The sequence below is a fragment of the Methylocystis sp. S23 genome, assembly GCF_054106005.1.
Genome location: NZ_CM134185.1, coordinates 1,072,019 through 1,096,324, shown reverse-complemented (window position 1 = coordinate 1,096,324; position 24,306 = coordinate 1,072,019). Strand labels below are relative to the sequence as shown.

Annotated in this window: 23 protein-coding genes; 4 read left to right on the top strand and 19 right to left on the bottom strand. The window is 65.0% G+C overall.

The features are described from left to right. Positions 1 to 3: 3 nt before the first annotated feature. The 9 genes from ACV7JP_RS05625 to ACV7JP_RS05585 form a co-directional block, all read right to left on the bottom strand. Positions 4 to 798, bottom strand: coding sequence for an ABC transporter ATP-binding protein (locus tag ACV7JP_RS05625; RefSeq protein ID WP_457798240.1), 795 nt, complete (start codon positions 796 to 798; stop codon positions 4 to 6). A gap of 11 nt (positions 799 to 809) precedes the next feature. After that, positions 810 to 1,700 carry a nitrate ABC transporter permease gene (gene ntrB, locus ACV7JP_RS05620; RefSeq protein WP_457798239.1) on the bottom strand — a complete coding sequence of 297 codons (891 nt, stop codon included), beginning with the start codon at positions 1,698 to 1,700 and terminating at the stop codon, positions 810 to 812. Between the two features lie 15 nt (positions 1,701 to 1,715). After that, entirely contained in the window at positions 1,716 to 3,029 is a 1,314-nt protein-coding gene (locus tag ACV7JP_RS05615; RefSeq protein WP_457798238.1) for a CmpA/NrtA family ABC transporter substrate-binding protein, read from the bottom strand. Between the two features lie 311 nt (positions 3,030 to 3,340). After that, positions 3,341 to 4,489, bottom strand: coding sequence for a CmpA/NrtA family ABC transporter substrate-binding protein (locus ACV7JP_RS05610; protein ID WP_457798237.1), 1,149 nt, complete (start codon positions 4,487 to 4,489; stop codon positions 3,341 to 3,343). Further along, entirely contained in the window at positions 4,486 to 5,058 is a 573-nt protein-coding gene (locus tag ACV7JP_RS05605; protein WP_457798236.1) for an ANTAR domain-containing response regulator, read from the bottom strand. The genes ACV7JP_RS05610 and ACV7JP_RS05605 overlap by 4 nt, the downstream gene beginning before the upstream one ends. Before the next feature lie 67 nt (positions 5,059 to 5,125). Next, complete coding sequence (locus ACV7JP_RS05600) at positions 5,126 to 5,308, bottom strand: hypothetical protein (RefSeq protein ID WP_457798235.1); 183 nt, start codon at positions 5,306 to 5,308, stop codon at positions 5,126 to 5,128. Between the two features lie 63 nt (positions 5,309 to 5,371). Further along, complete coding sequence (locus ACV7JP_RS05595) at positions 5,372 to 6,502, bottom strand: alpha-amylase (protein WP_457798234.1); 1,131 nt, start codon at positions 6,500 to 6,502, stop codon at positions 5,372 to 5,374. A gap of 448 nt (positions 6,503 to 6,950) precedes the next feature. Then, positions 6,951 to 8,669 (bottom strand): ATP-binding protein, encoded by a 1,719-nt coding sequence (locus ACV7JP_RS05590; protein ID WP_457798233.1) that lies wholly within the window; start codon positions 8,667 to 8,669, stop codon positions 6,951 to 6,953. Further along, positions 8,666 to 10,267, bottom strand: coding sequence for a SagB/ThcOx family dehydrogenase (locus ACV7JP_RS05585; protein ID WP_457798232.1), 1,602 nt, complete (start codon positions 10,265 to 10,267; stop codon positions 8,666 to 8,668). The genes ACV7JP_RS05590 and ACV7JP_RS05585 overlap by 4 nt, the downstream gene beginning before the upstream one ends. A gap of 167 nt (positions 10,268 to 10,434) precedes the next feature. Here ACV7JP_RS05585 and ACV7JP_RS05580 point away from each other — a divergent pair, with 167 nt between their 5' ends. Beyond that, the gene (locus ACV7JP_RS05580; RefSeq protein ID WP_457798231.1) at positions 10,435 to 10,737 is read left to right on the top strand and encodes a hypothetical protein; all 303 of its coding nucleotides are present in this window, start codon (positions 10,435 to 10,437) and stop codon (positions 10,735 to 10,737) included. A gap of 47 nt (positions 10,738 to 10,784) precedes the next feature. On the opposite strand, the gene ACV7JP_RS05575 is transcribed toward ACV7JP_RS05580, so the two are convergent. The 6 genes from ACV7JP_RS05575 to ACV7JP_RS05550 all read right to left on the bottom strand — a co-directional run bounded on the left by ACV7JP_RS05575 (position 10,785) and on the right by ACV7JP_RS05550 (position 15,358). After that, entirely contained in the window at positions 10,785 to 11,024 is a 240-nt protein-coding gene (locus ACV7JP_RS05575) for a hypothetical protein (RefSeq protein ID WP_457798230.1), read from the bottom strand. 143 nt (positions 11,025 to 11,167) lie between these two features. After that, entirely contained in the window at positions 11,168 to 11,386 is a 219-nt protein-coding gene (locus ACV7JP_RS05570; protein WP_457798229.1) for a hypothetical protein, read from the bottom strand. 148 nt (positions 11,387 to 11,534) lie between these two features. Further along, entirely contained in the window at positions 11,535 to 12,284 is a 750-nt protein-coding gene (locus ACV7JP_RS05565; RefSeq protein WP_457798228.1) for an SDR family NAD(P)-dependent oxidoreductase, read from the bottom strand. Positions 12,285 to 12,382: 98 nt separating this feature from the next. Further along, complete coding sequence (locus ACV7JP_RS05560) at positions 12,383 to 13,183, bottom strand: outer membrane protein (protein WP_457799040.1); 801 nt, start codon at positions 13,181 to 13,183, stop codon at positions 12,383 to 12,385. A gap of 177 nt (positions 13,184 to 13,360) precedes the next feature. Then, complete coding sequence (locus ACV7JP_RS05555; RefSeq protein WP_457798227.1) at positions 13,361 to 14,266, bottom strand: dimethylarginine dimethylaminohydrolase family protein; 906 nt, start codon at positions 14,264 to 14,266, stop codon at positions 13,361 to 13,363. A 27-nt stretch (positions 14,267 to 14,293) separates the two neighbouring features. Next, positions 14,294 to 15,358 (bottom strand): ornithine cyclodeaminase, encoded by a 1,065-nt coding sequence (locus ACV7JP_RS05550; protein WP_457798226.1) that lies wholly within the window; start codon positions 15,356 to 15,358, stop codon positions 14,294 to 14,296. A gap of 145 nt (positions 15,359 to 15,503) precedes the next feature. On the opposite strand from ACV7JP_RS05550, the gene ACV7JP_RS05545 reads away from it, so the two are divergent. Further along, positions 15,504 to 15,920: an Lrp/AsnC family transcriptional regulator gene (locus ACV7JP_RS05545; RefSeq protein WP_457798225.1), complete on the top strand. Its 417-nt coding sequence runs from the start codon at positions 15,504 to 15,506 to the stop codon at positions 15,918 to 15,920. Positions 15,921 to 16,006: 86 nt separating this feature from the next. Here ACV7JP_RS05545 and ACV7JP_RS05540 read toward each other — a convergent pair whose 3' ends face one another. From ACV7JP_RS05540 to ACV7JP_RS05525, 4 genes are all read right to left on the bottom strand, one after another. After that, on the bottom strand, positions 16,007 to 17,251 hold the full coding sequence (locus ACV7JP_RS05540) for a glycoside hydrolase (RefSeq protein WP_457798224.1): 1,245 nt from the start codon (positions 17,249 to 17,251) through the stop codon (positions 16,007 to 16,009). Positions 17,252 to 17,298: 47 nt separating this feature from the next. Continuing rightward, entirely contained in the window at positions 17,299 to 18,609 is a 1,311-nt protein-coding gene (locus ACV7JP_RS05535; RefSeq protein ID WP_457798223.1) for a family 1 glycosylhydrolase, read from the bottom strand. Between the two features lie 154 nt (positions 18,610 to 18,763). Continuing rightward, positions 18,764 to 19,660 carry a radical SAM protein gene (locus tag ACV7JP_RS05530; RefSeq protein ID WP_457798222.1) on the bottom strand — a complete coding sequence of 299 codons (897 nt, stop codon included), beginning with the start codon at positions 19,658 to 19,660 and terminating at the stop codon, positions 18,764 to 18,766. Positions 19,661 to 19,819: 159 nt separating this feature from the next. Further along, entirely contained in the window at positions 19,820 to 20,362 is a 543-nt protein-coding gene (locus ACV7JP_RS05525) for a hypothetical protein (protein WP_457798221.1), read from the bottom strand. Positions 20,363 to 20,513: 151 nt separating this feature from the next. On the opposite strand from ACV7JP_RS05525, the gene ACV7JP_RS05520 reads away from it, so the two are divergent. Then, positions 20,514 to 21,443 (top strand): cytochrome c3 family protein, encoded by a 930-nt coding sequence (locus ACV7JP_RS05520; RefSeq protein ID WP_457798220.1) that lies wholly within the window; start codon positions 20,514 to 20,516, stop codon positions 21,441 to 21,443. A 318-nt stretch (positions 21,444 to 21,761) separates the two neighbouring features. After that, positions 21,762 to 24,296 carry a hypothetical protein gene (locus ACV7JP_RS05515; protein WP_457798219.1) on the top strand — a complete coding sequence of 845 codons (2,535 nt, stop codon included), beginning with the start codon at positions 21,762 to 21,764 and terminating at the stop codon, positions 24,294 to 24,296. Positions 24,297 to 24,306: the final 10 nt, after the last annotated feature.

Sequence of the window (24,306 nt, the reverse complement as noted above, 5' to 3'; positions counted from 1 at the left end):
CCCTCACGCGGCCTCGACATAGCGGCTCCGCTCGTAGAGGAAGTGCAGCACGCGCTGGCGGCGTTCGAGATAGATCGGATCCGCGGCGAGCGCGATGCGGTCGCGCGGACGCCGCAAGGGCACCTCCAGCACTTCGCCGATCGTCGCCTGCGGTCCGTTCGTCATCATCACGATCCGATCCGAGAGCAGCACGGCCTCGTCGACGTCATGGGTGATCATCATCACCGTGTTGCCGAGCTGCTCGTGCAGCTTCATGACCTGATCCTGAAGATGCGCGCGCGTCAGCGCGTCGAGCGCGCCGAAGGGCTCGTCGAGCAGAAGAAGCTTCGGCCGCATGGCGAGCGCACGCGCAATGCCGACGCGCTGCTTCATGCCGCCGGAAATTTCGGCGGGCCGCTTGTCCTTGGCGTGCGCCATCTGGACGAGCTCGAGATTGCGCATCGTCCATTCGTGCCGTTTGGCGCGCGGCTCCGTTCCGCCGAACACCTTGTCGACCGCAAGGCGGACATTGTCGTAGGCCGAGAGCCAGGGAAGCAGCGAATGGTTCTGAAACACGACCGCGCGATCGGGGCCGGGAGCGTTCACCTCCCGATCCTCGAGCAGCACGCCGCCGCTCGTCGGGTTGGTGAGGCCGGCGACGATGTTGAGAAGCGTGGACTTGCCGCAACCCGAATGGCCGATGATCGAGACGAACTGGCCTTTCTCGACTTTCAGGGAAACATTGTCGAGCACCTTGGCGACGCTCGATCCCCGCCCATAGGTCTTGTCGACGCTTTCGATGCTGAGATAGCTGCTCATGTCTCTTCTCCTCAATTCGCCTGGGCGCCGCGAGTCGCCAGATTGCCGATGAAGGCGACGAGGCGGTCGAGGATGAAGCCGGTGAGGCCGATATAGATCAGCGCCACGAAGATGTCGGGCAGGCGCGACGAGTTCCATGCGTCCCAGATGAAGAAGCCGACGCCGACGCCGCCCGTCAGCATTTCCGCCGCGACGATGGCGAGCCAGGAGAGACCGACGCCGATGCGCAGGCCCGTGAAAATGTAAGGCGCCGCGGAGGGAATCATGATCTTCCAGAAGAACTCGATCTGGTTGAGCCGCAGCACCGCGGCGACGTTGCGGTAGTCCTGCGGAATATTGCGAATGCCGACCGCGGTGTTGATGATGATCGGCCAGATCGAGGTGATGAAGATCACGAAGATCGCGGAGGGCTGGCTGTCGCGGAAGGCGGCGAGCGAGATCGGCAGCCAGGCGAGCGGCGGCACGGTGCGCAACACCTGGAAGATCGGATCGAGACCGCGCGTCGCCCATTGCGATTGACCGACGAAGGCGCCGAGCAGAATGCCCGCGAGGCTCGCAAGGCCGAAGCCGACGCCGACGCGCTTCAGCGAGGTGAGCACGCGCCAGCCGAGGCCCATATCCTGCGATCCCGCTTCGTAGAAAGGATGCAGAATAAGGTCGTTCGCTTCGTTCCAGATGCGCAGCGGCGAAGGCAGCGCCGACGTCGGGCCGATGCAGAGGAGCTGCCATGTCAGCAGGAGGAGCGCGAGGGTGACGAGCGGCGGAATCAGGGCGGCGAAGAAAGCCTGGATATTCGCCTTGTATTTGATCAGCAGCGGCGTTCGCCGGCGGCGGTAGGCTTCCTCGATTTCTTCATCGTAGAAGCTCGCCGAGCGATCGCTGTTCGTCAGGGGCATCGTCATCTTGTCTCTCGTCCTTTAGACTTCGGCGCGCTTGATGGACTGGCTCTTCAGATAATCGAGCGGCTTTTCGGGATCGAAGACCTTGCCGTCGAAGAAGGTCTCCTTGCCGCGCGAGGTCGAGGCGGGAATCTCCTTCGCCGAAACGCCGGCGATTTTCGCCGCCTCGCGCCACAGATCCTCGCGATTGACCTTGTCGACGAGGCCCTTGATGTCGGTCTTGGCGTCGAGCTTGCCCCAGCGCATGTCTTCCGTCACGAACCACGCGTCATGGCTCTTGAAGGGATAGGAGGCGTTGTCGCGCCAGAACTTCATGCCGAGCTTGGTGCCCTTCGCGACGCGGCCATTGCCGTAATTGATGTCGCCCTTCAGGCGCCCGACAATGTCGGTCACGGGCGCGTTGAACCATTGGCGACGGCCGACGATCTCGGCGAGCTCGGCCTTGTTTTCCGGCTTGTCGCACCATTGCTGGGCTTCGATCACGGCGGCGGCGAGCGCCTTCGCGGCTTTCGGATTCTTGTCCACCCAGTCGGCGCGCATGCCGAGCGATTTCTCGGGATGCTTGAACCAGATCTCGCCCGTCGTGCAGGCCGTGTAGCCGATGCCCTGATTGACGAGCTGCTCGTTCCAGGGCTCGCCGACGCAGAACGCGTCCATGTTTCCGACCTTCATATTCGCGACCATTTGCGGCGGGGGGACCACGATGGTCGAGACGTCCTTGTCGGGATCGACGCCGGCTGCGGCGAGCCAGTAGCGCAGCCAGAGATCATGCGTGCCGCCGGGGAAGGTCATGGCCACCTTGACCTCCTTGCCGTCGGCCTTCTTCCTGGCGAAGGCGGCTTTCAGCGCATCGGCTTTCAAACCCGCCTTGAGGTCCTTGTACTCATTGGAAACGGAAATGCCCTGGCAATCGAGATTGAGCCGCGCGAGGATGTACATCGGCGTCGGCGCATTGTTCTGCGTCACCTTGCCGGTGGAGATGAGATAGGGCATCGGCGAGAGAATATGCGCGCCGTCAACGCCGTTATTGGCGCCGCCGAGCACCGCATTGTCGCGCAACGCCCCCCAGGAGGCCTGCTTGACGACCTCGACGTCCGGCATGCCGTATTTGGCGAAGAGGCCTTTCTCCTTCGCAATGATCAGCGGCGCCGAATCGGTGAGCGCGATATAGCCGAGGATCGCCTTGGTGGTTTCCGGCCCCGCGCCCTCGGCGAAGACGCCGCGCGGCAGGCCGACGGCGCCGGCGCCGAGAGCGGCGGCCGCGCCTTTCAACAGGCTTCGACGATCGAGACGCATCTGCGCGGGATTCGATTTGCCAGACATTGGCGACATTGCGTTCCTCTTTCCTCGATTTCGCGGCGCATGCCGGAGGCGAAAAAAAAGCCGCTGTCCGAGACGGTCCATGGGAGCGGACGGTTCGGAACAGCGGCGTTGCTGCATGGGTCCTGCCTTGGACCCGGCGCCGGGAGAAGGCGCGTTCAATTTCGAGGTTTGCAAACAGGGCGCCAGAGACCCGCCATGCGGCGGAAGGCTGGAAAACCGGGGGGTTGGAAGACTTGGCGGCGGTCAGCGCGCTTTTCGGGGCGCCGCGCGCTTAGGCGGAAAGGCGCCGCGTCTTTAGGCCCGGCGCATGAAATTTGACGTCAGGACGCCCCCCGGATCGCGAAGGAATCGAGATAGGCGTCGATGTCCCGCGCATTGAAGGGCGATCCTGAAAATGCCGCGATGGGCGCCGCCGCTTTGGGGGCCGATCGCGTCGCGGCGTCGAAGAAGACGGGATTGAAAACGCGTTTCGCGATCCGCAGCGCTTCCGCGGAGAAGCGGGCTTGTCCCCAGCGCAGCATTTGAGCGTAGAGCCAGGCGGCCTGATAGGCGTCGGGGCGCCCCGACGCGCTGTCGCCGAAGATGAGATAATCGGCGTTTTCATCGGGGTTCCCCGCCAGGCGCCCGTCGAGCGCGCGGCGCAGGGACTCCTCGTCGGCGCCGACGCGATCCGGCCGGGCGAGAAGCGCGGCGATTTCCTGCCGGTTCTCGCGCGCGCGAACGTAGTCCGCCGCCTTGAGGCAGGCGCGGATCAGCGCCTCGACGAGCGCCGGCTCTTTTTCGGCGATCTGCTGACGGACGGCCAACGTCTTTTCGGGCGCGGGATGAAAAATCGCGGGGCCGGGATGCAGGATGACGCCGACGCCCATGCGCTCGGCGACCGCGTTCCAGGGCGCGCCGACGCAAAAGCCGTCGACATGTCCCTTGACGAGATTGTCGACCATATAAGGCGGCGGCAGGACGACGAGCCGGAGATCCCGGTCGGGATCGACGCCGCCCTCCGCCATCCAGTAGCGCAACTGATAATTATGCGTCGAGAAAGGAAAGGTCATGCCGAAGGTGAGCGGCTCGGCGTTGCGCTTCTCGCGCGAGGAGACCACCGCCTTCAAGGCGCGCGCGCTCACGGCGGGATCGCCGAGATCGCCTTCGGCCGCGGCGGCGAGACTTGCGTGAAGGTCCGGCGAGACGGTGATGGCGTTGCCGTTCATGGCGAGATTCATCGCGGCGACGACCGGCGCGCGAACATGGCTCAAGCCCAGCGTCGAGGCGACGGCCATGGGCGCCAGGAGATGTGCGGCGTCGTAATGGCCGATCGCGAGACGATCGCGAATGTTCGACCAGGAGACCTCGCGCACGAGCTCGACGTCGAGTCCTTCCTGCTCGGCGAATCCCTTGTCGACTGCGACGAAGAGGCTGGCGGCGTCGACAAGCGGGATGAAGCCAATCTTGATCTGTCGGGCGGCTTTCATTTCAGCAGCTCCGAAGCCGTGATGATGGACTGCGCGATCTCGGCGATCTTCTTGCTTTCGCGCATGGCGACGCCGCGCATCAGCTTATAGGCCTCGTCTTCCGAAAGCTTCTTGGCCTTCATCAAAATGCCTTTCGCGCGGTCGATCGTCTTCCGTTCCTCGAGGTCGGAGCGCGCGCGCTCCAGCTCGCTTTGCAATTTCGCGAAGGCGTTGAAGCGGGAGACGCAAAGATCGAGGATGGATTTGATCCGTTCTTTCTTCAGCCCGTCTACGATATAGGCGGAAACGCCGGCGTCCACCGACGCCTGGATGGAGGCGGCGTCGGATTGATCGACGAACATTGCGACGGGCCGGCGCACGGCGCGGCTCACCTGAAACATCTGTTCGAGCTCGTCGCGCGACGGGTTTTCGAGATCGATGAGGATGACGTCCGGGTCGATCGCATAAACGCGCTTGAGCAGATGATGACGCTCGGCGATGCGTTCGACTTCGGTGAAGCCGGCTTCGCGCAATCCTTCCTCGAGGATCGCGGCGCGGATCGGACTTTCGTCTATGATGGCGATTTTCACGGGTGGGCGGGCGTCGAAGCGGCTCGGGCTTGGCGTTTTGGCGGAACCGCGCTCTCCGCCGCGTGATTTAATTGTGCAGCGCATCCAGGAACGCGTCAACGATTTTGACGATCGCAATATTGCCGAACGTGATTCCGGCAAGGATGCAAGTCGCCTCGAAATAGCGCCAGATTCCTATGCGTCTCGGCGCGGGCCAGAGGCCGTGACAAGGCGTCGCGCCGAAGCGGCGCCGCGCGCTTCCGATCGACATTGTGAGCGTTCCTGCACATGTTCAGGGAGGAATCGCGCGGCCTCGACGACCGCGCGCGCGGCGTCAGATCTTCACCTTCAGCGACATGCCCGCCTGCCAGTTCTTCATGATCTGCGGGCCGTTGAGATTCTGGTAAACAGGCAGGCCCGCTTCCACGGCGAGCGTCCAGTTGTCATAGCCGATGAACTTGCCGCTGATCGAGCCGCCGCCGAAGAGCTCGACCCGCTGGCCCCCGTAAAAGAGCGGATTGGCGGGCGCCGCCGGTCCCCGAATCTCGGGGTCCCAACCGCGGATCGGGCCTTGCATCGTGGCGCTCGCCCGGAACGTCGTCGTCAGTCCCGGTATCCAGGTATAGCCGCCCCAGCCGTTGAGCTCATGGAGGTCGCCCCAGAGATAGCCCTGCGGATTGGGGCCGAGCGGAAAGCGCCCGCGATAGGAAACGCCCCAGGACCACGGCCCGAGATAGCCCGCATAGACGACGCCCGGCATGATGTCGAACGTGCCGGCGCCGAGCTGCATCCCATAGAATCCGCGGATGGTCTGGGCCGTTCCGTTCGGCAGGATGAAGTCGCTGAAGGTCGCGCGGTTGTTGCCGGTGGGGAAGGAAAAGCCCAGAGAGAGCTGGATGCGATTAACGTCGTCCTGATAGATGCGATAGACGCCCGACAATGAAAAGTCGGCAAGGCTCGCCGTCGTGGGGTAGTTCCTCGCAAGCGGCGCGATGCCCCTTGCGCCTCTGAACACCAGCGCCTCGAGACTTTTCTCGATCATGCCGGCGTTGAGCACGACGTTGAAATCCTTCGTCACGCCATAGCTGAGGCCAAGGATTTGCGTCCGGAAGGCGATGTTCTGCGGAACGATGCGAACCGGCTGCGTCGGATTGAGGAAGAAGGGCACCGTCGAGACGACATATTCGTTCGAGACCGTGCGGGTTCCCATCTTGATGCCGGAAAGATTGCCGATGCTCGGCGTGATGGAAACGATGAGCTTGCCGGCGGCGGGCATGTCGACGCCGAAGACGCCCATCGGCCCGGGAGGCGGCGGCGGCGCGGCGGGCGTTGTGGGCGCCGGTGGGGCCGGCTTTTTCGAAATGTCGGCCGCCTGCGCGCCGAGCGACAACAGTGAGAGCGCCGCGCAGGCGATTTGAAGCCGCGCGCGCGAGCGGACATATAGAAGATGGCGTCCCTTATTCATCGTCAGCCTGCCATTTGCTTGCGCGCCTTGCTTCCAGGGAGCGCCGAGGCACAAAAAAGCCGCTGCCCGAGAAGCCGGCGCCTGATGGCGCTTGGCTTTCGGAACAGCGGCGTTGCTGATTGTGACCCGCCTTTGGGTCGGTCCCCGCGAGGCGGAGTTGCGGGAAGACGAGCAAAAGTCACGCCAGAGGCCGCGCTTTACGCGAACCCCGGATTTTTCAAGGATTGCCGAAAGGGACGGCGATCGCCGAAGCGGCGCTGCCGCAAATTCAATCGGCGAACTGACGAAGAAACGTACACGCCGCCGTCAATTTGCGCGCCGGCCTTTGTTCATATTTCCTGCCGTCATTGCGAGCGAAGCGAAGCAATCCAGAGGCGGCCCCACGGCTCTGGATTGCTTCGGCGGCTGCGCCGCTTCGCAGCGGTCCCGCCCGAAATCGCAGCGCGATTCAGGCCGCCTTCGCATCCTTGGCGCCCAGCGGCGCCATGTCCAGTCCCCGGAAGATGGCGCAGCGCTGGAAGGCGGCGAGGTCTGGCGGCGCGTTTTTCTGGTGGCAGAATTTGGCGACGAGCTTGGCGAGTCCCTTGATGTCGCGGCCCGTCGCCTGCGGAAAGACGCGCACCAGCGCGTCGATCAGCCCGTCGTCCAGCGCGAGATTGAACTGCTCCGCCATCACGCGCCAGATGCGGCGCCTGGCCTCCGCGTCGGGCGGCGTATAACGGATCAGCGCGATGCAGCGCGAAACGATGGCCTCGTCAATGTCGTCGACGCGATTGGTGGTGAGAAACAGCAGGCCGTTGAAATATTCCAGCACGCGCAGGAAGACGCCGACGACGGCGTTCATCGCCATATTGTCGTCGCGTCGCTTGATATAGACGTCCGCCTCGTCGATCAGCATCACGGCGCCCCAGCGCTGGGCGCGCGTCAGAATTTCTTTCAGCGCCGTCTCCATGGCGGCGACGTTCAATCCGAGCTGGCCGGAATGGACGCGATAGAGCGGACGCTGGATGATCTCGGAATAGACTTCCGCCGTCAGCGTCTTGCCGACGCCGGGCGGTCCCGCGCAGAGCACGGTCGTGCCGCCGGATTTGCCCTGGACGATATCCTCCATGAGCACGTCCATCTCGGCGGTCAGAATGTCGATGAGGTCGGTCTGCTCAGGCGGCAGGACGAGCTTCTGTTTCAGCGCGGGCTGATATTCGTAGGGCCGCATCTGATCGACATGCACCCAGAGATATTGGTGCAGATCGAGATGGAACATGAAAATATAGGGATGAACCGGGACGCGGGTGAAAAGCCCCTCGGGGATTTGCGCTTGCAGCTCCGCGATCTCGTCTTCCGCCGCGAAGCGGTTGCTCTTGCCCGCCTTGCGCAGGAAGTGACCGAGAATGTCGCCCGGCGCCTCGAGCGTCAGGCTGCGCGCCGACAGGACGCCTTCGTCATTGACGAGCCGGGCCTCGCCGCCGCTCGTCGAAAGCACGACGATATCCTTGCGCGACCAGTCCGTGTCGCGATGCGTGGCGTTGGGGTCCTCGGCGTGAAAGCCGACGCCCTTCGCGCTGAACTGATGTCCATAGCGCCCGCGCCATTCGAAATAAGTCTCGCTCGACGCCTCGAAGGCCGAGACAAGGCCGGGCGTTTCGTGGAGAAAGCCTTTCGCCGCGAGGATCTCGCTCACCGTGCGGCCGACAATGTCCGCGGCCATGATGCGGATCACGTTCGACTGCAGCGTCCCCTTGGCGTTGGCCTTCAGCTCGATCATGATCTTGCCGGCCTCGTCGTTTGAGGACGGCACATAGTCGAGCCGCGTGACGAGATAGGGCAACGGCCGCGCCGCGACATTCGCCGTGAAAAGCCAGCCATGGATGGGGTTGGTCGTGAGATAGCGGACGAGCGCCGGCAGCACGTCCTCGAGCGCGCCGCTCTCGAAGCGCGGGCCTTGCGCGGCGAGCGCGGCGCGGAGCGTGGAAATCTGGGCGGCGCGGGCGCGCAGCTCCGGGCCTTCGCCTTGGTAGCGCCGCTCGAGAAAATCGAGCTCGTCGCCGGAGAGATGCGCAAGGTCGACCTCGACCCGGTCGCTGAACCGCAATTGCGACGCAAGCGCGGCATGCGCGGGAAAGCGCTCGATCAGGGCTTCGACATGAGTTGTTTCGATCTCGATATTCATCTGCGCCGCCGCTCTTCGGGGTAGGGAGGAAGTGTGAGGATGCGCGCATCCTCCACGGCGCCGCCGACCGTGAAGTGGTAGACATCCTGAAATCGCAGATCGCCGGGCGCGAGACCGAGCAGGGCGTGAACCTCGTCGTCGAAAAAGCAGCCAATGCCGGTCCCGGCCAAGCCCGCCGCCGTCGCCCAGAGATAAAGCGCCTGGCCGATCAGCCCCGCCTCCCAATGCAGGCGGCGATAGGCGAAGGCGCCCTCCCGGGCGAGCGCGTCCTCGAATTCTGCGATCATCGCGACGCTGAAGCAGCCCTTGCCGGCGATGGGCTGCAGGCAGGCGGCGCGCGTCGCCTCGCGCTCGACCGAGCCCGCCCGCAAGCGGAAGAGGGGAAGCTCGGCCAGCCCCGTCGGCGCCCAATTGAAATCGGGAGAAAGCGCCTTGCGCAAGCGCGTCGCGAGGCCTTCGTCGCGGGCGAGGAGATAAAGGCCCGGCTCCAGGCCTTCGACGCGATGGACATAGAGAATAAGCGTCACGCGCGCCGGCCATGGAAAGCCGGCCAGCAATGGCGCGGCCCCGGGCAGGGTCGCGGCGAGCATGTGGCGGAAGGCGTCGAGAGACAGCGTCGAGACGCCGTCCATGCGCTGGACGCTCCGCCGGGCGCGAACGACCTCCCCGATGGGCGGGCCCGCGAGGGCGGGCGCGGGCTTGATCGGCGCCGGCGCGACAGGCTCCGTCCACGGCTTTTGGCTCAGCCGCAATGCGCGGTCGATGATCGGCCAACCGTCGTGATCCTCGCTGAGGCGATTGGCGGCGCCATGGAAACGGCGGGGCTCGCCGATGAGAGCGTCGAGATCGGGCTCGGGCGCCGGCGCGCCGCCGGTCGCGATCCAGATCAGCAGGTCCGGATGTTCTTCCTCGCGGCGATGAAAGGCGTCGTCGCGGTCGAGCCCGATCAGCGCCGCGATCTTTGCGTCGGAAGGCGACGCCAGCGCCTGGGCGCGCCATCCCAGGGCGGCGGCGGCCTGGGCCGCGGCGCCCAGCGCATGCCCCGCGTCGAGCTGGCAATAGCGGAAGGCGCGCTCGCCATATTTCCACGATTCGCGCCAGGGAATGGCGGTGAGCGCGAGCAGGAATCCGCCTTCGGGCAGCGCCCGGGCCGCGTCGTAGCGCGCGCGCTCTTCGAGCCCATGCGCCAGCGGCGCGTAATGGAAAAGGCAGGCGACGTCGGCTGCGCCGTCAAGCGCGTTCAGGAGAAGATAGGCCTCCGTCGGATGAAGATTGCCCGACGAGGGATTGTTGCGGACCGCCCATGTGGAGCCCTCGGCGGTTTTCCAGGCGCTCAGGCCGAAGGCAAGCTCGAGGAAGAGGCCCAAAGCGCGCAGATCGAGCGGCGCGGCGAGCGGCGAAGGGCCGGGAAAGGCTTGGGAGGGACCGTCGCTCAGCGGAAGGTCGACGAGCCGCGCGCCCTCGAAACGCCGATAGGGCGAGGGCTGGGACGTCCAGTCGAGAAAGGCGGGGCCCAGCGCATAGCGATTGGGCGCGTGCTTGGTGCGCAGATGGTAGTCGCGAATATCCGCCGGCAGCGCGTCGGGATGCGCATTCATCGCGACTGTCTCGCGCGGGCACGGAACTTGATCTGCATCGCCGGCGGGCCTCTTCTGAGCTCGGTTGCGCCATTCAAGAAGGGCGCCCGCGGGCGAGCCGAGAGAATCGTCCTGGAAATCAGTCGTTTATCGCGAGGACGCATCCTCCTATGTCCGGAAAGTTCAGCTTGACTGTTTCCCCGCATGGCGCTTTTGGCGCATTGGCGACATTGCGGTTTCCCGGACAGCCGTCCCGGCGCTTCACGCTGCGGGAGGCGTCGATCGTCGCCCGCGCGCTGGAAGCCGTCGCTTCGGGAGGGAGTCTCGAGCGGGAGATCTATATGAGCCCGATTGCGAGCGACCAGGATTTCGAGGCTCGCGTCGAGGGGGAGGGCGTCGTCGTCGCCGGCGCCGGCTGTCCCGACGTAAGCCTGGCCTGGCCGGAAGCGGCGGAGCTGGCGCGCGCGCTGAGGGCGGCCGCCGGGGAATGACGGCGAAGGATGCGCGGGCCGCACGGCCGGCGGCCCGCGCAAGGTCGCTATCTACAGAGCTCGCGGTAGCGGCGGCAATTGCCGCGGCCCTGCTCGCCCAAATCTTCCTTGTAGAGACAGGCGCGCCGCAGCTCGCGGCAATCCGCGCCATAACCCCAGCGGCCTCGGTTGTAATCGCGGTGGGTGATCTGCTGGATTCGCGCCTCGGGCGCGGGATCGCTCGGAGCCGCCGCGACGGGCGGCGCGAACGCGGCCATCATGCATGACGCAAGAATGTAAGAGCGCATCGTCTCCTCCTGTACAGCCCCCAAGCTCGCTTGCCGGTCCGCGCCGGCCGCGACTGTGTCGGGGCGGGCGCTTCCGCGGGAAGCGAATGAGCCCTAACGGGCTGTGGGATTGCTTGTTCCCGGCGACGACGCGCGCGTCGCCGTCAACGTCCTCTGCCGCCGAATTGGCGCCGGCAGGCGGGGGACAGAGACTTGATATGCGCCTTGAGGCAATTCTCGACGGCGATGGCGTCCGGTTCGGCCGAGGCGCAGAGGCGGTGCGAGTCCCTCTCGCAGGCGGCTCTCTGTTTCGCCGTTCCTTGCGCCATCGCCGGGCCAAGGAGCAGGGCCGAGAAAAGCGGGATCAGAAATAGCTGACGCATGATGGCTCCTTTCCGATTTGCGCGGGGCCGCGCCTCTCTGGACAGGCGTGAACTGGATCGAGCAAGGAGGATGGCAAGCGCGAGCGTGCGAGCGCGCATCTGGCGCTTCCGCTTGTCCGGCCGTTGACGCGAGGCGCCGGCCGCTCTCTCAGCCGGCCGTCAGGCCGCCATCGATCGGATGGAGTCCGCCCGTCATGAAGCTCGCGCGATCGGAGGCGAGAAAGCAGACGAGCTCCGCCACCTCCTCAGGGGTTCCGACGCGCTGCAAGGGATGCGCAGCCTCTTCCCGCGCCCAGGCGGCGGCGGGGTCGTCGGCGCGCGCGAAAATCGCTTCGGTCAGCGGCGTGCGGATCGTCGCCGGGCAGACGGCGTTGACGCGCACGCCATACGGCGCAAGGTCGAGCGCCATGCTCTTCGTCATCTGCCCAAGCGCGCCTTTTGTCAGGCCGTAGGCGAAGGAGCGTCTCTTGCCGATCAGCGCCTGATCGGAAGCCATGACGACGATCGCTCCTTTCCTTCGCGCGACGAGCCTCGGCGCCGTCTCGCGGAGCGTGTGGATCACGCCCATGAGATTGACGTCGAGGATGAAGCGCAGATCGTCGTCCGCGACGTCCAGAATGGAATTGGCGCGGTGTGCGCCCGCATTGGCGAAGACGGCCGCGAGCGGACCGAAGCGCCGCTCCGTTTCGTCGATCGCGCGCCGCTGATCCTCGCGGCGGCGCACGTCCCCCTCGAAGAAAGCGATGCGCGCGCCGTCTTCCTTCTCCAATGCGCGGCCTTCTTCCTCATTCACGTCCAGAAAGCCGACGCCATAGCCGTCGCGCGCGAAAGCGCGCACGGCGGCGGCGCCGATGCCCGTGCTTCCGCCCGTCACGAAGACGGATCGAGGCGCATTCATGAGGCTTCCCGTCGGTGAGAGTTGCGCAGGCGGCGGACAAGCCGCCGCGAGACGCACGCGCTCGCATGTCGCGATCGGGCGCCCGATCGCGGCGCGCTCTAGTAGGAGGTCAGCGCGGGAGCCGGGGCCCAGTTGAAGTGATAGTTCACGCCGGCGCGCACCACGTGATACTGCGGATGGCGGTGATAGCCCCAATTGCCGCCGAACCAGCCGCGCGCGCCGCCGCTCGAGAGATCGGTGAAGAGATATTCGCCCTTGACCGACCAGTTGGGCATGAACATCCATTCGCCGCCGGCGCCGATCGTCCAGCCGGTGCGGGTGTTGCTGTAGCCCGTGAATTGTCCCTGCACGCCGCCATAGGCGAAGCCGCCGGTCGCATAGACCAGAAAGGTCGGCGTGAAGAGATAGCCGACGCGGCCGCGCACCGTGCCGAACCAATTGAGCGCGACGCCGGCATTGCCGGCCGGGGCGAGCGGAACGAGAAGGCCGCCAGGCGTGACCGGGCTCGGATAGACGGCCCAGGCCTTGTTGCCGCCGGACTGCATGCTCGTGCCCTGGAAATCGGTCTCGAGGCCGAGGACCAGCGACGCCATCTGGTAATTGTAGCCGATCTGTCCGCCGCCCACGACGCCGCCGGCGCCGCCGCCGCCATTGGTCGAGCCGGGCAGGAGCCAGAGGCCGCCGGCGACCGGGTCGGTATAGGGGGTGAGATTGGCGTTGTTGATGCTGTTGGCGCTCCAGCCGCCGCCAATATTGGCGCCGACATAGAAGCCCGTCCAGGTCATGACGGGCGGCGGCGGGAGATAGGCCGGCGGAGCCTTGCGATAGGGAAGGTCGGCGGCGACCGCCGAATCGGACGCGGCCGCCGCCAGAATGGCGATGGCGGCGATCTTGGACATACGCATGAAAGACACTCCGTTACGCATGCGCGGACTGGATCGCGTATTCTGCGGAACGCCCAATCGGCTTCCACTTTTTCGCCGCGCGCTCTGGCTGCGATCGACGTAATCGAACCGGCGAGGATTAAGCCGCAGAGCCGTTAATTTTTTGCGTCGCTTTCATCCTCACGGGGCCGTTCAGCCGCGTGAATCCGAGCGAGGCGCGCGAGGCAGTTCGAGCGTCAGGCATTTCGCCGCGCCGCCGGCCCGCATGAATTCGGAAAGCGGCGTTACGACAGGCGACAGGCCGGCGGCGCGCAGCCTCGATTGAAGTTTCGGCGAACAATCGTTCAGGAAGACGCGGCGCTCGACCGCGACGGCGTTGCAGGCGAAAGCGGCGGCGTCTTCCTCGCTCACCTCGATGCGGCGCTCCGCCGGCGCGAGCGATGCGATGAGCGCCCGGGAATCATCATCGAAGGCCTGCGGAAAATACATCAGCCAGCCGCCGGGCAGCGGGCAGAGGCATGTGTCGAGGTGATAGAAGCGCGGGTCGACCAGCCGGAGACCGACCGCGCGCGTCTCGAAGATGCGTTCGAGCAGTTGCGGGGCCTTTTCGCTCGAGCGCCATCCATGGCCGCACCAGATCAGGCCCCGCGCGCGGTCAAGCAAGGCGTCGCCGGCGCCTTCGAATGCGACGTCCTCGGGCCATGGCGCAACGGAAAAGCCCGCGCGCGCGAACCAGCGGCGGAAGAAGTCTTCTTCCGGCCGCCTCTCCTTGGCGTGGAAGCGCGTGACGACGACCGTTTCGCCGATGGCGAGGCCGGCGTTTGCGGTGAAGACCATGTCCGGAAGGCCGGGCGCGGACGGGACGAAGGCGAGCGGAATCTCCTGCGCGAGACGCCGGCGCAGATTTTCCCACTGCTCGCGCGCATGGGAAGAGCGCGTGCGGCCGATCTGGTTTTCCATCCAAGGATTGATGACGTAATCCACGCCGAAATGATCGGGCGCGCACATGAGAAGCCGCGCGCCGGTCCCCGCGTCGGCGACGCCGGCGCCGCTGCGCTCCGCGACATCCGCAAGCGCGGGGTTGAAGCGAAAAGTCATCGAAAGCCCTTTCTCGTCGGGTCCATGTCAGTTGGAGAGGTCGAGCCCTTCGCGCGCGCTCGCCGGGCGCATTGCCCCGTCCGAACCGAGCAGGGCGAAGAGATCCTTGGGATTGGCGGGCGCCGCGGTCAGCTCGATCTCGCCGCCGACCCCCGTCTCGCGCGCGAGATCGAAGAGGAGGCGAAGAACCGAAAAATCCTCGACGGCGAATCCGACGCTGTCGAAGATCGTGATCGCCTCCGGCGATCTGCGGCCCGGGCGCGCGCGAATCAGCGCGTCATGCAGCTCGGTGACCGGATGCCCGGGATCGAGCTGCTGGATTTCGCCCTCGATGCGCGTCTGCGGCGCATATTCGACGAAGATGTCGGCGCGCAGGAGAAGCTCGCGCGCCAGTTCCGTCTTGCCCGGGCAATCGCCGCCGACCGCGTTGATATGCGTTCCGGGCCCGATCATGTCGTCGGAGAGGATCGTCGCACGCTTCTTGTCGGCGGTGATCGTCGTGACGATGTCGGCGCCGCGCGCCGCCTCGCGGGCGTCGGCGCAGTGCGCGATCTCCACGCCGGAGGGCGCCATGTTGCGCTCGAATTTTTCATGGGCTTCCGGGTCGAGGTCGAAGACGCGCAGCCGATCGACGCCGAGGACGGCGTGAAAGGCGCAGGCCTGGAACTCGGCTTGCGCGCCAAGCCCGATCAGCGCCATCGTCCGGCTTTCCGGCCTGGCGAGATGGCGGGCGGCGAGAACGGAGGTCGCCGCCGTGCGCATGGCCGTCGCGAGCGTCATCTCGGAGAGAAAGAACGGGTAGCCGGTTCCGACATCCGCCAATGCGCCGAAGGCGACGACCGTCTGGAGGCCGAGCGCTGTGTTGCCGGGATGCCCGTTCACATATTTGAAGGCGAAGGTCGCGCCGTCGCTCGTCGGCATGAGCTCGATAGCCCCGCCCGGCGAGTGGCTCGCGAAGCGCGGCGACTTGTCGAAGCCGCGCCAGCGCCCGAAATCCTCGCGCAAATAGTCGACGAGCGTAAACCAGAAGTCCCGGGCGCCGATCCGGCGAACGAGTCGAGCGACGTCCTGCGCGCTCAGGAAGATGGCCATGTTCCGCACCTCGGCCGCGTTGAGATGCGCTAATGCTAGGTCCCCGCCGCGTCGGCGAAAATCGCAAGAATGTACAAATTCTCATAGAAAAATACGCTAATCGCTATATCATTTGAGCAAATCGCCAAGGGGCTAGCCAAGAGCCATGGACGATCTCGATCATCGGCTGATCGCCTTGCTTCGCACGGACGGAAGAGCGTCCCTGTCCGAGCTGGCGAAGCGGCTCGGCGTCTCGCGAGGAACCGTGCAGAACCGCCTCGACCGATTGATCGACTCCGAAATCATCCTGGGCTTCACCGTGCGATTGAAGAGCGGCGCGCCGAGCGATCGCATCCGCGCGATCATGATGATCGAGGTGTCGGGCAAGAGCACGAAAAAGGTCGTGCAGGCGCTTCGCGGCCTGCCGCAGATTCACGCGCTGAACAGCACCAACGGCGCCTACGATCTCATCGCCGAGATCGAGGTCGCCAATCTCGCCGAATTCGACCGGCTGCTGTCGAGCGTCAGGTCGATCGAAGGGATCGCCCGAAGCGAGACGAGCCTGCTGCTGGCGCCCGCCTGAGCGCCGCCAGATAACTCGTTTCCGGATTGCTTCGCTTCGGGCGAGGCGCCGCGCTTTGTCGCGAAGCGAGCGGGCGGATACGCCTATCACATGCGCGCCCGCCTTCTTCCTTCGCCCCGGCGAATCGCGTCGCGCCGCGTTTCGCAGGCCCGGCGCCGGCTTTCCGCATTTTCCGGATTCATGCGCGAGCGCTGGTGCAGCGCCTGCACGTTCCCGGCCGAGCGCAGCGCGTCGAGCATGGGCTCGCAGACAAGACGCCCGGCGCAAGGGTCGAGATGGGAAATGGGGTCCCACAGGCCCATGGGCGTCCAGACGCTGCGGTCGTGCCATTCGGGCATGCCGAGGATCGGATAGAGGCAAACGCCGCGCAACGGCGCGCCGTCGAGCAGCAGCGTCTCGGAGGCGCGCATCACTTCTCGCAGCCATGGCCCGCGATTCTCGCCCACATGGCTCGTCTCGGTGATCATCACCTCATGGCCGTAGCGCCGCCATACGGCGCGTATGAGCGCGTCGAGGGGCGTCCGGCGCGGATCCTCGTCCGCGAGCGGCTGAAAGACGCCTTCCGCGTCGGCGGGGCCTTTCAGCTCCCATTGATTGGTCCAGTAATAATTAATTCCAATAATGTCGAGATGCGCGGGGCTGCCGCCGAGCTCCGGCAGCAGGCGGCCGCAAAGCATGTCCCATGACTGGAAGACGAGATGCTCGTTGAAATAGGCCGCTTCCCTCTCGAGATCGGGCGCGCCCGCCGGCGCGACGACCCGGCATAAGGGGTCGACATTGATGAAGCGCGCTTGGGGCGTCGCGGCGCGTATGGCGTCGATTCCGGCGATCGCGGCGCGCGCCAGGGCGATCTTCAGCTCCCATCCGCGACCTGTCGCATGGGGCGCGAACAAGCCCTTGTCTCCCGCCGCATAGGCGAAGAAAGACGGTTCGTTGACCGGCGTGAAAAAATGCGGCCCCTCCATGCGCGAGGCGATGAAGCGCGCGACCGCGTGGCAGTAATCCGCAAAGCGACGCGGAAAGGCCTTCGACCAAAGATCGACGTCGCGCGGAAATCCATAGTGAAAAAGATCCCAAATGACGTCGATCCTCCGGCGCTTCGCGGCTTCGACGAAGGGTTTGACGGTGGAAAAGTCATGGCGGCCCCGCTCGTCGATGAGCGGCCATCTCGCCGTCTCGCGAATGGCGTGAATGCCGAGAGCGGACAAGTCCCGATAATCCTGGTCGACGGTTCTGTCGTGTCCGGTCGCGGCGACCTGATCGAACCACTGTCCATGCCGGTTATAGCCCGTCGATCCTTCGAAACCGGCAAGAAAGAAGCTGCGAAACATATCCGTCCCTCCCGCATTCGGGTCGTCAATGGAGGAGAAGCGGCGCGCTATCGGACGGCGCCGCGACCGGTGGCCGGCGCGTTCGAGGCGAGGCGTCCGACAGATTGCGCGCCGCCCAGGACCAGGGCGCGATAGGCGTCGACCAGAGGCGTCTCGATGCGCGCGAGATCTCCCCGCGGGTCGGGATCGAGGTCCCACAGACCCATCTGCAGCAAATGGTCGCGAAGCGGGCGCCCGCCCTGCCGATACGCCCAGGTGACCAGCGCGAACATGGGCCACCACGTATAGCCGACGAGCGGAACGCCTTGCGCGCGGAGCGTCCGGACGGCGGCGACGGAATTGTTCAGCCATGCCAGGCGCCGCGCGACGGAGCCCTTGTCGGCGGTCTCCGAGATCATCAGCGGGACGCCATAGCGCTCGAAATAAAGGCGGCCGATCTTCTCGACCAGAGCGCCGGACGCATAGGGCATTCGCACCCTCAAATGTCCGGCGGCGTCGCGCGACAGGCGCTTCTCGGTGAAGATGGGATAGAGATTCACGCCCACGATCGGCAATTGCAGGGGGCGATCCAGAAAGCCTTCGAGACGCTTCTCGCCTGCGCCGTGATCGAGCAGCCAGCGCCACAGCGGATGGCCGGCGTCGACCCGTCCGCTGACGAGATCGAGCGCGAGAAAGACGAGCTGCCGCCGCCGCCAGGCTTCTTCCGCCAAGGAAGCGTCGTCCGTCTCGAACAGATCCGTGGCGTCGACGTGGAAGGGCACGATCTGCGGATCGACGCGGCGCAGCGCATTCACGGTTTCGACAATGCCGCGGCAGATCGCCAGCATGAGCGCGACGAATCCGCTCCAGCTACGCTCATGCGGCGGCCACCAGCCGAGCCGGCCGCAATACCATGCCGTGATGCGCGGCTCGTTGAGCGGCGTGTACCATCTCACGCGCCCGCGAAAGCGCTCGGCGAGGCGTGCGGCGTATTCGGACACATAGCGCGGATAATCAGGATGGAGGAAGGATCTTTCGATCCAGCCGGGCAATCCGTAATGCACGAGGTCCACAATGGGTTCGACGCCCGAAGCGAGCAGGCGCTCGAAAGCGGCGTCGACAAATTCCCACCGCCATTCGTTCGGGCGCGGCTGGATGCGATGCCAGGGCGCGCCGTAACGCGCGCAGGGAACGCCCAAGCTCGCCATCAAGGCGAGATCCTCCCGCCACCGCTCGTAATGGCCGGTCAGCTCATACTCGTCGAGCGTGCGTCCGGTTCGCGGATGCGGGGCGGTGATGAAAGTGTCCTCGATTCCGACCGCCCATAGAAATGCGTCGGGCTCGGCTACGCGGCCGATCTCGGAGAGGCGCGGCAGCATGATCAACCGCCGCCGCCCGCGACTTCCCCTTCCCGATGGTTTGCTTTTCTCGCCATGGGACTCTCGGGATTGCCGCCGCGAACGGGCAACAACTCGCGAGGGAGGGCGTTTGTTCCGCCGCTCGGCCGCGCTCTCGATCGCGCGCCGCCACGCTTTAGAGGCCGCGCGCCCAAGCCGGCCGCAGCGGGGCCGCGTCAGGCGCGACGATGGCGGCGCGCAGCTCCTCCATGAGCCTGGGCTTGTCCGCGCCGAGCGTCCCCTTCAAGACGAGCCAGTTCGAGGCGTGATCGCTGCGAAAGATGGTGCGCTTCAAGTCGAGCGCGGAAATGAAGAGCTCCATTTCCCGCATCAGGCCGGGAATGTCGAGCGGCTCCCATTCCGGAAAATTCCCGCGAAAGCGATCCTCGCCCGTCGGGAAGCTCACCACGAGCGTGGCGAGGAATTCGGGCTGCGCCGCGTTCATCAACGCCGCCGAATTCAATGCATGCTGTCGCGACAGCGCCGCGCCGCCGAGGCCGTTGAGGATCATGACCGAGCGTCTGATTCCCGCGGCCTGCAATTTTTCGAGCGCCTCCCGCGACGTGTCGAAAGTTTCGCCCTTATCGACGCGCGCGAGCACCTCGTCGTCGCCGGACTCGGCGCCGACATAGACGAGCGAAAGGCCGAGCGCTCTGAGGCTCGAAAGCTCCTCCACGGATTTCTTGCGCAGGTTGCGGGGAAGGCAATAGCTCGACACGCGCCGCACGCCCGGCAGTTCGCGGCGGATCGCCTCGAGAATGGTTGTGAGGCGACGCGTCGAGAGCGTCATCGCGTCGCCATCGGCGAGAAAGATGCGTTTCACGCTTTCGCCGAAACGCTCGCCGCAGCGGCGGACGCTTTCGACCAGCTCGGCTTCGTCGCGCGGGCGAAAGCGCTTCTGCGGCGCCGTGTACATCTCGCAGAACGTGCAGCGGTTCCACGAGCATCCGTTCGTCACCGGCAGGATCAGCGACTGGGCTTCGCTCGGCGGGCGGAAAACGGGCTCGATATAGCGAATGGGCGCGAATGTCATGCGCGGCAGGCTGGCTCCCCTCCAAAGTCGAGGCGAGTTTAGCGCATTCAGGGGAAAAACCATATGTCGCCGGGCGGCGCTTCCGTCCGCGCGCCGCGCCGCTGGAACGGAATGCGCCCTTTCAAAGCGGCGCGCGGAGAGTCGGGCGCGTGAGCGATTTTAGAACCTGTGCACGGCCCAAACATGGAAAGTCGCCGCCACCGCGAGGACCGCGCAGAGCGGAACATGCAGAAGCCGCCACGCCCCCAGGGCGCGCTCCAAGGCGGTCATCCGCGAGCGATAGGCGAATCGATAGAGATAACGGCCGACGACTCCGCTCGCGACGACGGCGGCCATTGTGAACAAGGCGACATTGCTGTTGAATGCGCCGAGCCGGAAATTGCAGTGGAAGAGGATGAGAACCGGCCCCGCGACGCCGAAGGCGACGTGCAGTCTGAACCATTTCGGAATGGCGCGCGCGGCTCTGGGGCCTTTGCCGACGCGCTTGCGAACATAATAGACGAACAGCAGCCCCATCATCGAGGCGCCGGCGACGCCGAGCCAATAGCCGAGGCCCGATTTGGGCGTCAGCGCCTCGTCGTCGCTCGCGATCCAACCTGCGAAGAGAATGGCCGCGACGCCAAGCGACGCCAATGCGGGCGTAAATTCGATGATCGGCGCGGCGGCGCGACGCCAATCGGCGGCGTTTGAAACCTGCGACATGGACGCCCTTTCTCCTGGCGGCGGAACGAAGGGCTAAAGCACTTGGGCAAAACGTTTGAAATGAGGCTAAAGTCCTTATGAAACAAAGATCACGAGAACTTCGCAATTCTGCTCCAATGGCGCCGCGCGGCGCGCCTAAGGCAAAGGCCTCATGTTGGGAGCCGAACCGGTCGCGCGCTGCGCCGCATCTGCGATTTTTCGCCGCCTCGCCTTGCTGTTCGTCGCCGGGGCATGCCTGCTCGCGTTTTCGCCGCGCCTCGATGCGCAGACCTCGACGCCTGGGGGCTATTTCTTGCCGAGTTTCGGACAGCCGCTGAAAAGCTCCTTCGATCACGCAAGGACCAAATTTCCGCTCACCGGCGCGCATGCGCAGACCTCTTGCGAAGCCTGCCATTTCAATGGGCAGTTCAAGAACACGCTCTACGCCTGCCCGGCCTGCCACAATGGCGACAGGACCATCGGCAAGCCGCCGAACCATCCGCCTACTTCTCTGAAATGCGCGGGCTGTCACGAGACGACCCTGTTCTCCGACATCAAGATCATCGACCATCTGCAGGCTTCGATGAAATGCGTCGCCTGTCACGACGGCCGGATCGCGCGCGGCAAGTCGGCGACGCATCTTCCGACCTCGGCGCCCTGCGCCGATTGTCACCACACCACTTTGAGCTTCACCGTCGGCGCAACGGCCAACCCGGCGAGCCTGTCGAAGCCGTCGCTTCCCATGAATTTCGTTCGGCGCGAGCTTTCTCCCGGCGCGCCGGCGTCTGGTCGCTTCGATCATCGAAGCGCGATCGGTCCTTGCGCGACATGCCATAATGGCGTCAGCGCGACAGGCAAGCCGCCGCGCCACGTGACGACCCAGGCGCCATGCGACGATTGCCACAAGAGCACGAACACATTCGCCGGCGCGCGCTTCGATCATATGGCCGCCAGAGGCCCTTGCCTTAGCTGCCACAATGGCCGGGACGCGCAGGGCAAGCCGCCCACGCATGTCGTCACCTCCGCGCCTTGCGATAGCTGTCACAAGAGCTTCCTCAGCTTCGACGCCGGGCAACCCGCCTTTCGCCGCAGGGGTTTCTGAAGGTTCGAATCCGCCTGACAGCCCGCCTTGTTCGCCGCGTTGCCCGCGAACGGGGTCCAGGCGCCATTTCTCCATGAAAAAACCGAGCCTTAACGAGAGGATTGCACGCTCCCTCCTCAAAGCTTTGCAAAACACGACGCATCAGTTTTTCGCAAAGGAGAACGGATGCGTCGCGTGGGTCCGTGGTTGCGTTGCGCTTCGGCGCTTGTTCTTGCCTCGATCGTCTCATTCGGCGCAATCGCCGGCCCCTCGAACGAAACCGCGCTCGACAAGGCGCGTGAACTCCTTCGCGCCAAACATTTCGCACAAGCCGTAACCTTGCTCGAGCAAACGCTGGCCGCGGGTCCGTCCGCGCCCGATGCGGACACGCTCGAACTCTTCGGGGAAGCGCTCGCGAAGGCGGGGCGATATCAGCAGGCGCGCATCGCCATGCGGGATTATCTGCGCTTCTATCCCAAGGGCGACGGCGCGGGGCGCGTCAAGATGCGTCTTGGCGCCTTGCCGCCCGAGACGGCGCCGCCTCCCATCCTGGCGACGTCCGGCCCATCCAATCCGGACGAGATCGCCTGGTCCATGACGGGGAGTCTCAGCAGCTATTTCATCCGCGACGATAGCTACAACACGGCGAAAGACATTTCGATCGCGCCGAATGCGCGCGCGGACCCGGACGCGCACCGGCTGCATCAGAACACTTTTCTCACGACCTTCGATCAGCTCATACTCATCAAGCATCCCTATGCGAGAACCAAGATCAAGATTTCCGGCATGGACGAGCACCGCATGCGCCCGGGCCAGTTCGTCTCCAACCAATACGGCCTTTCGCAAGCCTATGTCGAAACGGTCTTCGACGCCCTCGATCTGAGCGTGCGGATCGGACGTCAAACCCGCAACGCCGGCGGCGTGCTGGGACGGTTCGACGGCGCCCTCGTGAGCTGGCAGATGAATCAGATGCTGCGATTCAATGCGGTCGGCGGCTCCGCCAATATCAGCCGTTTCGACGCGCCGCTCAAGGACGGCCGCTTCTTCGCGGGCGCCAGCGTCGATCTGCGTCTCATACCGAATCTGGACGTCAGCTTCTTCGTCATTCAGCAGAATCTTCGCTCTCTCCTCGACAGGCGGGCGATCGGCGGCGAATTCCGCTATGTCGACAAGAATCTCTCGGCGCTCGGGATGATCGACTACGACATCCATTTCAACCGTTTCAACGCCGGAACGCTGTCCGCCTCCCACACTTTCGAAGACGGCTCCGTCCTCGCCGCCGCCTTCGATCATCGCCGCGTTCCCTATCTTGCGAGCTTCAATGCGCTGCAAGGGCAACCCTTCCTGACGCTCTACGACATGCTCAAATTCCGTTCGCAGGACGAGGTGCGGCGCTTCGCCATCGATCGCACGCCATATTTTCAGTCCGCGATGGTGAGCTATGCGCGGCCCTTGAATGAAAAGCTGTCGATCAATCTGGACGCGACAACGACCTATGTGAGCGGCACGCTGCCGTCCGGCGGTGTGGACGGAACGAAGCCGCTCGGAAGGGAATATTATCTTTCCGGCCAGCTCGTCGCCAACGACATTCTGGCTCCCGGCGACCTCTATACGGGCGCTCTGCGTTTCGCGCGTCTTGCCGACTCGAACGTCTATTTCGCCGATCTCGACGCGCGCTTTCCCTTAAGCGAGCAGTTTCGCGTCAGCCCGCGCCTGCGGCTGGGCTACCGGGAAGGCCGCAACGCGCCCCTGCGGGAGACGACGATCTTGCCGTCGCTGCTTTTTGATTATTTCATCACAAGGAATTTCGCCATCGAAGCGGAAATCGCGACAAAATGGATCGAGACGGCCGCGCAGAATTTCCGCGGACAGACAAGGGACACGTCTTTCACGCTGGGCTTGCGCGCCGATTTCGGCAGTGACGGATTCGCCCATTGCGCGGGGCGGCTCACGCCCTGTCTTGCTTCCCTGCTGGCGCCGTCGCGCCCGCCGGACAAGGCGGGAAGCGCCGAGCGGCGGGAGGGCTCCGTCTCCCCGTCTCCCTCTTCGGCCTTCCTGTTCGAAGCCGGCGCGCGCTACTGGTTCGACCGCGGCAGGACCGCTTACGATTATTTCGCGGACGATACGCCCACGCTGAAAGTTTCGACCTTTTCCTATGATCGCTTGCTTTCGCAGTCCGGCGAGCTGTTTTTTCGGGCCGACGCGCGTGAAGGCGTTTTGCGCGACATGTTCCTCAAGGGCTATGTCGACGCCGGCTTCATGCGGGGCGGCCGCCTGCTCGATCGCGACTATCCTCTCGGAGACGCCGGCTCTCTGACGCAGAGCGCCGCTTCCGGGAAAACGACGTCGGGAACCATTGATCTGGGCTACAACCTCTATGCGAGCGAAAGGCTGAGACTCGGGGCCTTCGTCGGTTGGCAATCATGGTTCGCTTCCATCGACGCGAAAGGCTGCGCGCAGATCGGCGCCGGCCTGGCTTGCGTTCCCGCGCTTCCAAGCTCCGTCCGGCTGGTCAGCGAACGCGACCACTTTAAATCCTTCCGCATCGGCGCGGAGCTGGATGTCGCCTTGACGGACAATTTGTCCTGGAGCGGCCAATTCGCATTGGCTTCCACATCTCTTCGCGCCACGGACACACATTACCTCACCTTCGGCGCCGACCCCGCGAAGGGGCGCGGCGGCGGGTTTGAAGCGGAGACGGCGCTCAAATACGCGCTCACCGACCACATGTCTCTCGGCGTGGGGTTGCGATGGCGTCACCAGGACGTTCAGGCGCTGGATATTTTCGGCCAGTTGCTCAAATATCGCGTCGATCGTTTCGGAATCTTCGCGCAGGCGAGCTACCGCTTCGGCTGGGGCGAGCTGTTTCAGTGAAATTGAGACG